Genomic DNA, 8,776 nt, shown 5'->3' with positions numbered 1-8,776 from the left:
CCGGGCGGCGGTGCGGCGGGTGCCGCGTCGGGGGGTGCCATAGCGGGCCTTCCGTGGGTTCGCGGTGTCGGGAGCCGAGGAGGGACGGGCCTGCCGCCCGGCCGGGGAGGAGGACCGGGCGGCAGGCGCGGGGGCTCAGTACGCCCCGGCCAGCGAGCCCTTGGCGTTGGACGCGTCGTACTCGCGGTCGGAGATGATCACGTCCTCGGGGATGGCCTCGCCGGCGAAGAACTTCTGCGCGGTGGCGAAGGCGAGCGGCCCGAAGCGCGGGTTGGACTCGATGACGCCGTTGTACTGGCCGTTCGCCAGCGCCTGCACGGCGTTGCGGGTGCCGTCGATGGAGACGATCTTGACGTCCTCGCCGGGCTTCTTCCCGGCCGCCTTGAGCGCGGTGACCGCGCCGAGGCCCATCTCGTCGTTCTCCGCGTAGACGGCGGTGATCCCCGGGTTCGCCTGGATCAGCTGCTCCATCACCTGCTGGCCCTTGTCGCGGGCGAACTCACCGGTCTGCTGGGCGACGATCTCCAGGCCGGGGGCCTGCGCCTTGATCTGGTCGACGAAGCCCTTGGTCCGGTCGGTGGTGACGTTGTTGCCGGAGGCCCCGAGCAGGATCGCGACCTTGCCCTTGCCGCCGGTGACCTTGATCATCTGGTCGGCGGCGCGCTTGCCCTGCTCGACGAAGTCCGAGCCGAGGAAGGCCACGTAGTCCTTGCACGCGGTGGCGTTGATCTTGCGGTCGATGGTGATGACCGGCACGTGCTTGGCCGCCGCCGCGCGCAGTGCGGGCTCCAGGCCGTCGGAGTTGAGCGGGGCGACGATCAGCAGCTGGGCACCCTGGGCGAGCATGTCCTGGATGTCGCTGATCTGCTTGGGCAGTTGTGACTGCGCGTTGGTCGTGAGCAGCTTCTTGACGCCGAGCTTCGCCGCCTCGTCCTTGATGGACTGGGTCTCGGCGATGCGGAACGGGTTCGCCTCCTTCTCCGACTGCGAGAAGCCGACGACGGCGTCCTTGAGGTCGAGCTTGCCCGCCCCGTAGGTCTGCAGGGTGCAGCCGCTGCCGGCGGCGTCGGTGGCCGCGGTCGGGGACTGCACGACCTGGGCGCCCTCGGAGGAGGCGGAGGAGGCGCTGCCGGAGCCCTCCTCCTTGGCGCAGGAGGTGGCGGTCAGGGCGGCCGCGGCGGTGAGGCACACGACGGCAAGGAAGCGGGTGGAACGGGAGGTGCTCATGGACGTTCAACTCCTCGGAGAGCGGTGTGCGACCTGATCAGGGGGGTGCGGTGGTGCCGCCGTCGCCCCGGGGGCACGGCCCGGGAGGCGGCCCGCCCCGCCCCGTGCCAGGGCGGGCCGCTCAGGTGGTCGGTACTCGGTCAGCGCTTCGCCGGCACGGCGGGCTCGCCGGAGGCCAGCGACGCCACCTCGGCGGCGGTCAGCGCGCGGTCGTAGGCGTGCACGTCGGAGATCGCGCCGCCCCAGTAGTCGACGAGGTTGCCGCCGTACTTGCCGCGGCCGATCACCAGGTGGCCCGAGGGCCCCTCGGCGTTGCAACCGCGGACGGAACCGGCCTCGCCGCCGTCCACGTAGATGCGCAGCCGGCCGTCGCGGTGGCTGTAGCTGCCTACCAGGTGGTACCAGCGGCCGGCCTCCGGCTCGCCGATGGTGCCCGCGAGGGCCCGGCTCCCGGCGAAGCTGAACGCGAACCGCTTGTCGGCCTGCGAGTACTGCAGGTAGAAGGCGCTGTTGGTGTCGCCGTCGACGGACACCGCGGTGCTGAAGTGCCCCTTGTCGTCGAGCCGGACCCAGGCGGCGACCGAGTAGTCGTGGCGGTCGGTGTCCAGGACGGTGGCGCCGGTGTCGACCGATCCGGTGCGGCCGTCGAACTGCAGGGCGGCGCCGTTCGGGCCGGTCGTCCAGCTCGTGCCGCCGGTCAGGGTGCCGTCGTGGTCCCCGGCGACGTCCTTCGCGACGGTGCCGGAGCCCTCGTGCAGCGGCCACCAGCCGACGCCGTTCGGTCCGGGTGCGCCGGGCGGCACGTCGGCCCCGCCGGCGGTGGCGCCGGCCGCGATGACCTGCCGGTTGACGTCCCGTACCTGTTCCGGGATCACCTTGACCACGTCGCGGTCGTAGGTGAGCAGGCCGTTGAGCTCGCCCTCGACGTCGGTGATCTGCGTGTAGACCGAGCCGGACAGGCCGCAGGCCGCCGGCCGGAGCAGCTTGCGCGTGTTCTCCACGTAGGCCGCGGTCAGTTCCTCCTTGCTGTGGGCGGCGTCGCCGTAGTCCTGGCCGCCCGCGGTGCCCAGGATGTGGCCGGGGACGAGGTAGGAGTAGCCGCCGTGCTCGCCGTCGACGGCGGCGCGGGTGTCGTCCGGGGCCGGACTGGCGGGGCCGTGGTAGTCGTGGAAGTCGATCAGGTCACCGCGGCCGGAATCGCCCTTGGAGGCACAGCAGTTGACGCCGGAGTGGGCGTCGACCAGGCGCGAGGGGTCCTGCTCCCTGACGGCGTCGGCGAGTTCGCCGGTGGCCTGCTTGCTCCACTCGCCCCAGCCCTCGTTCATCAGCGTCCACACCAGGACGGACGGGGTGCTGATGTGCTGGTCGACGATCTGGTGGACCTGGTCGACGAAGGTCTGGGTCTCCGGGGTGCCGGCGGCCGCCGTGCCGCGGCTCGGCATGTCCTGCCACACCATCAGGCCCAGCTTGTCCGCCCAGTAGTACCAGCGGGCGGGCTCGACCTTGATGTGCTTGCGGACCGCGTTGAAGCCGAGCTTCTTGTGCTGGACGAGGTCGTACTTCAGGGCCTCGTCGGTCGGCGCGGTGTAGAGGCCGTCGGGCCAGAAGCCCTGGTCGAGGGTGGCGAGCACGAACACCGGCTTGCCGTTGAGCTTGATCCGGTTGGTGCCGCCGGCCGGGGACACCTCGATCGACCGCATGCCGAAGTAGGAGCCGACGCGGTCCTTGCCGCGGCCGTCGGTGAGGGTGACCTCGAGGTCGTACAGGTACGGGTCGTCCGGGCTCCACAGGTGGGCGCGGGGGACGGGCAGCCGCAGGGCGGTCCCGGCGGCACCGGTGACCGAGCCGGCCTTGCGACCGTCACGGGTGTACGCGGTGGCCGTGACCTTCGCGCCCGGCGAGGTGCCCGCGCCCGGCCGTACGGTGACGGCGAGCGAGGAGTCCGCGACGTCCGGGGTCAGCACGAGCGAGTCGACCGACGCCTCGGGGACCGGCTCCATCCACACGGTCTGCCAGATGCCCGAACTCGGCGTGTACCAGATGCCGCTGGGGTTGCGGGACTGCTTGCCGAGCGCGTAGCGGTCGTCGGTGGTGTCCTTGACCTTCACCAGCAGGGTCTGCGGACCGCGCCCGGCCAGGGCGTCGGTGACGTCGGCGGTGAACGCCTGGTAACCGCCGGTGTGGTGGGCCACCTCGCGGCCGTTGACGTACACCCAGGCCTCGTAGTCCACGGCGCCGAAGTTGAGCTTCAGCCGGTTGCCGGAGCGGACCCGCCAGTCGTCGGGGACGGTGAAGGTGCGCTGGTACAGCGACCAGTCGTGGTGCCGCGCGACGCCCGACAGTCCCGACTCCATCGGGTACGGGACGACGATGCTGCCGCTCAGCTTGCCCTGGGGGAGTGCGGCGTCCTGCGCGGTCGGCTGGAACTGCCAGGTCCCGTTGAGGTTCTTCCACTGCTTGCGGGTCAGCTGCGGCCGCGGGTAGTCGGGCAGCGGGCGGGACGGGGAGACGTCCTTGGCCCACCTGGTCTGGAAGTACCAGGTCGATTCGTTGCGCGCGATGACCGAGAAGGGACCGAGGTCGCCGTCGGCGGTGGTGATGCCGCCCTTGCCGTCGTAACTGATCCGCACGTCGGCGTTGAGCGAGACCGGGGAGTCGGCCTCGGCGGGCTTCAGGACCAGCCGGGTGGGGTGCTTGGGGTCGCGGGAGACGGTGGCGGACCAGCGGGTGCCGCCGGACAGCAGGGCGAGGTGCGGGGCCGCGTCCACGGGGAGGCCGGTCACGCGGGAGCCCAGTTCGACGGTGGCGCTGCGGCCGCTGGTGGCCACCGACGCATCGGCGTCCGCCGGGGCGAACCCGGCCGGCAGGTGCAGCGCCGAGTCCGGTACGGGGCGGCGGTCGAAGCCCGGCCCCGACCACTCGGTGTGCAGGTAGGCACCGCCGTTGCCCTGGTTGTAGTCGTAGGCGAGCTCGTGCAGGCCCGCGGTCAGGGTGATCGGCTGCGAGGTGGTCTGGACGTCCCAGTCGGTGGTCCAGTGGTCGATCACGCTCGCGCCGTCCAGGGACATGCGGAAGCCGTTGTCGCCCTTGATGTAGAAGGTGTACGTGCCGTCGTCGGGCACCTCCAGGCGGCCCGTCCAGCGCACGGCGACGTTGTCCGTCGTGCCGGCGTAGGCCCGCAGCGTGGGCAGGAGGTCGTCCACGTGGAGGGAGCTGTCGATCCGGGTGCCGGTGTACCGGGCGAAGTCCAGGGCCGTGCCGCTGGACATCCGGTAGTAGTCGCCGCGCAGGCCCGCGTCGGCGGAGGCGGCGGTGACGTCGGTGGGGACGTCGGTCGTGGCGGAGGGCCGGGCGGACGCCGGGAAGGGCGTCAGCAGGGCCGCACCGAGGAGGAGTGCCAGTAGGGCGGTGAACCGAGCAAAGCGGTGGGTACGTCGTCGGCCAGGACTCATGGTGCACCTTCCGTGGGAGTCGTCGACGCCTTGACGGGAAAGTTGCGGGTCAGGAGTGTGCGGTGCCTGGGACCAAGAGCGCTACGCGCCGGAAACGCGGTTGTACAACGTTGGAAATTTTCGGCGCGGAGAGCATGAAAGCAGGGCCCCGCCGCCCTGTCCAGACCTCGCGTAGAAGCCCGTCAACGGGCCGTACGGGCATGGGAGAACGTGCCGCGCACGCCACCGTGCCCGCTCCGGCGCAGAGCGGAGCGGGATCAAGGGGCCGGATGGGCCTTCGTGAAGTGACCTCCAATTGGGGTGTGTTGGCGTGATGCGGGGCGCCCTCATGGCGAACCGGAACGTGTTCAACGTTGGAAACCGGCGCGATGGAAGGACCGCCCGGGGCCGGGCACGGAAGCCTGCCCCGGAGCGGTCCTCGATGGGTCAGCCGGCGGGTCAGCCGATGGTCAGGTTCTGCACCAGGGTGTTGGCCGCGAAGCCGTTCACCCCGAACAACCCGCCCGCGTAGGTGTCGTCGGTGGCGTCGATGACGGGGTCGGCGCCACCGCCGAGCCAGACCCGGATGCGGGAGCCGTCCGTGCGCACCTTCAGGTGGTAGGTGCGGCCCTCGACGATCTGGGTGGCGTAGGTCGCGATGTCCCGGCCCGGCCGCCACAGCTTGACCACGCCGCTGGAGTCGATGTTCGCCGTGTAGCCGGCGCCGTCGTCGCGGGCGCGGAAGGTGAGCCCGGCCGCCGTGCCGTTGGTGACGGACAGGTCGCCCTCGTACGTGAAGTCACCTCCCGTGCGGTCGCTGAGGTAGAAGCCGTCCTGGGACGAACTCCCCCTCAGCCCGGACGGTGTGACCGTCCAGGTCCCGCCCCGCGGGATCCACCGGCCGGCGGGGAAGGCAGAGAAACCGGCCGTTCCGGTGTTGAGGTTCTGCACCGTCGCCGTGCCGTTGAAGACGTTCACCCCGAACACGCCGGTGGTGTAGGCGGCGTCGGTGGCGTCGATGACGGGGTCGGTGCCGTTGTCCAGCCAGACCCGGATGCGGGAGCCGTTCGTCTGCACCTTCAGGTGGTAGGTGCGGCCCTTCGTGACCGGGGTGGCGTAGGTCGCGATGTCCCGGCCCGGGCGCCACAGCTTGAGGACGCCGCTGCTGTCGATGTTCGCCGTGTAGCCCGCGCCCGAGGCGTTCGCGCGGAACGTCAGGCCCGCGGCCTGCGCGGTGTCCAGCGTGAGGTCGCCCTGGTAGACGGCGTCACCGCCGCTGCCGGCGCTCAGGTAGAAGCCGTCGCCGCCGGTCGAGGCGCGCTTGCCGCCGCTGACGTCGGTCCACGCCCCGCCCGCGGCGTGCCACGGGCCCTTGAGGTTGCTCTCCAGGGTGGACTGTGCCGTGCCCCAGCTGGTGTTGAGGCGGGTGAAGGTCGCGCTGTCCAGCTTCACCTTGCCGCCGACGGCGAAGAGCCGGATACCCTGGCTGTCCGCAGCGGAGTCGAAGTCGACGTTGTCGGACAGGGAGTAGAGCCCGCCGTCGGCGAACGTCTCCAACTGCCCCCGGTCCACCAGCAGCCGCATCGTGACCTTGCCGTTCCGCGGCTTGAGCGGCTTGCCCCGCAGGGTCTGCGCCTTGGTGTCGTAGACGACGCTGCCGTCGGCCGTCCCGTCGGAGCGGGCGTGCAGGTCGAAGCCGAACTGCGTGGCGGTCGCGCCCTTCACGTCGAACTGGGCGGTGATCTCGTACGTGTCGGCCTTGATGCCCCCGAAGAGGTTGTCGTCCTTGACCGCGTTGACCGTCTGGTTCTTCCAACTGCGGGTCTCCGAGCCCAGTGAGGCCAGCTCGGCGACCGGTGTCCGGGTGATCCGCGGTCCGTCGGGGGTGCTGACCAGGCCGAGGGAGGCGGGGAAGGTCGAGTTGCCCGTCCAGGTGCTGCCGCGGTTGCCGCCCTGCCAGGCCATCTGCACGGTGCGGCCGTCGGGCGTGTTGGTGAACGTCTGGGCGGCGTAGAAGGTGCCCCCGGCGAAGGTGGTGCCCAGGTCCATCTGCTGCGGGCCGGTCCAGTCGGTGCGGAAGGTCGTGCCGTCGAAGGAGCCGACGACGTACTGACCGGACGCGGAGGTCAGGACCCACCGCTGTTGCCCGGCCTTGCCGTCCAGGGCCAGGGGGTACATGTCGGGGCACTCGAAGAGCCACGGTGCCTTGAAGCGGCTGGCGAAGGTCCAGTCGAGGAGGTTCGGGGAGGTGTAGACGGACACACCGTTGCCGCCCTCGTTGGACCAGACGACCATGGCCCAGCGGTGGCGTGCCGCGTCCCAGAAGACCTTGGGGTCACGGCTCTCGGCGGGGATCTCGATCTGCTTGCGGCCCTTGTCGTAGGCCTGGAAGGTCCGGCCGTCGTCGTTGCTGTAGAAGACGCTCACGCCGTCGGTGTTGGAGAACACCACGATCGGGTCGAGGGAGCCCGTCTTCAGCCCCGAGGTGTTGTCCTTGTCCACGACGCCGCCGCCCGAGAAGAGCGTGCCGGGGTGGACGCCGGGTTCGAGCGCGATCGGCTTCTGGGTCCAGTGCACCAGATCCGGGCTGGTGGCGTGGCCCCAGTGCATGGTGTCCCAGGCCAGGCCGTGCGGATTGTGCTGGTAGAAGAAGTGGTAGAGCCCGTTGGCGTACACCAGGCCGTTGGGGTCGTTCATCCAGCCCGACTGCGAACTGAAGTGGAACTGGCCGCGGAACGGCTCGCTGTAGGTGGTCGCCGGATACGGGAACTCCGGGTATTCCCCCACGGTCCCGGCGACCGCGGGGGTGCCGGGCAGCAACGCGGCCAGGCTCGCGATCAGGGCGACGAGCAGCGCCCCGACTCTTCGACGCATGTGAACCCACTCTCTGCACGCCGGTGATGTCATCGTTGACACATGTCATCGCTGACATCCGATCGATGACCGATGATGGGCCCCTGCCGGGAGCCCGTCAACGCCCCGTGCAGGATCGGCTGCGGCCCCTCATGAGGTCGGACGGCCTGTCAGATCGGCAGCATCCGGCTCCAGTTGGTGGGCCCACGGCGGGTTCGGCCCGGCGACGGCGCAGGTCAGCGCGGCCACGCGGGTCCCATACGCGCAGGCCGCCACGACGTCGTCGGTCCGCAGCCGGTCGAGCCGGCCACCCAGCAGCCCGCGGCCGCCGAGGTGGTGGAGGAGCCCCGCCGTGAAGGAGTCCCCGGCACCGACGGTGTCGACCACCCGCGCCGGCACACCGGGCACGGAGACCCGCCGGCCGTCGAGCGAGGCGAGGACGCCCCGCGCCCCGAGGGTGACCACGACCAGGCGGGCCCCCGACGCGTGGAAGTCGTCACAGGCCGCCTCCGGCGTGGTGCCCGGGGCCAGCACGGCGAGGTCGTCCTCGCTCAGCCGGAGGATGTCGGCCGTCGCGCACCACGTCCGGATCCGGTCCCGGTAGACCCGCGGATCGACCAGGGCGGGCCGGACGTTGGGGTCGATGCTGACCGTCGCGTGCTGCCGTGCCCCGGCCAGCACCTCCTCCACGAGGACGGCGCCCGGTCGTCTGACCAGGGCGAGCGAACCGGAGTGGACGCAGGCCGCATCGCCGAGTGCGGCCCGGCTCAGCTCCTCGCGCGTCCACTGCCAGTCCGCGGTGCCCTCGGCGTGGAAGGAGTACGCGGCCTGCCCGTCGCCGTCGACGTCGGCGACCGCCAGCGTGCTGGGTTCGGGAGCGTCCGCGGCCGCCGACAGGTCGACACCCGATGCCAGCAGATGGGTGCGGAACAGGCGGCCGAAGACGTCCCCGGACAGCCGTGCCAGCAGCCGGGTCGGCGTGCCGAGACGGGCCAGGCCCACGGCGGTGTTGGCCGGACCGCCGCCCGGCAGGACGCGCAGCCGCAGCTCATGCGACCCGTCCGGGGAGCGGCCGTGCGCACCGGACGGGGCCGCCCCGTGCCCGGGTGCGGGGAAGACATCGGCGACGCACTCTCCGAGCACGGTGACCTGACGCGGCTGCATGGGGTGGTTCCTCCAGGTGGGAGCGGGGACGTGGGCCGGCCCCGCTCCCACCTGGAGGAACCACCCCATGCAGCCGCGTCAGGTCACCGTGCTCGGAGCTA

4 protein-coding genes are annotated in these 8,776 nt (G+C 71.4%); all 4 read right to left on the bottom strand.

Features of this window, described 5'->3' with window-relative positions:
• Positions 1-135 precede the first annotated feature (135 nt).
• Positions 136-1,227 (bottom strand): ABC transporter substrate-binding protein, encoded by a 1,092-nt coding sequence (locus PV341_RS41325; RefSeq protein ID WP_500323526.1) that lies wholly within the window; start codon positions 1,225-1,227, stop codon positions 136-138.
• Between the two features lie 140 nt (positions 1,228-1,367).
• The gene (locus tag PV341_RS41320) at positions 1,368-4,679 is read right to left on the bottom strand and encodes a LamG-like jellyroll fold domain-containing protein (RefSeq protein ID WP_500360534.1); all 3,312 of its coding nucleotides are present in this window, start codon (positions 4,677-4,679) and stop codon (positions 1,368-1,370) included.
• Positions 4,680-5,117: 438 nt separating this feature from the next.
• Positions 5,118-7,532 (bottom strand): glycoside hydrolase family 32 protein, encoded by a 2,415-nt coding sequence (locus PV341_RS41315; RefSeq protein ID WP_500323528.1) that lies wholly within the window; start codon positions 7,530-7,532, stop codon positions 5,118-5,120.
• 129 nt (positions 7,533-7,661) lie between these two features.
• A complete protein-coding gene (locus PV341_RS41310; RefSeq protein WP_500360532.1) occupies positions 7,662-8,675 on the bottom strand; it encodes a carbohydrate kinase family protein in 1,014 nt (337 codons plus the stop codon).
• Between the last annotated feature and the right edge of the window lie 101 nt (positions 8,676-8,776).

This window comes from Streptomyces sp. PA03-1a, from assembly GCF_033792805.1.
In the GTDB taxonomy this organism is placed as follows: Bacteria; Actinomycetota; Actinomycetes; order Streptomycetales; family Streptomycetaceae; genus Actinacidiphila.
The sequence above is the reverse complement of the archived record's forward strand: the minus strand, read 5'-3'. Positions and strand labels throughout refer to the sequence as shown.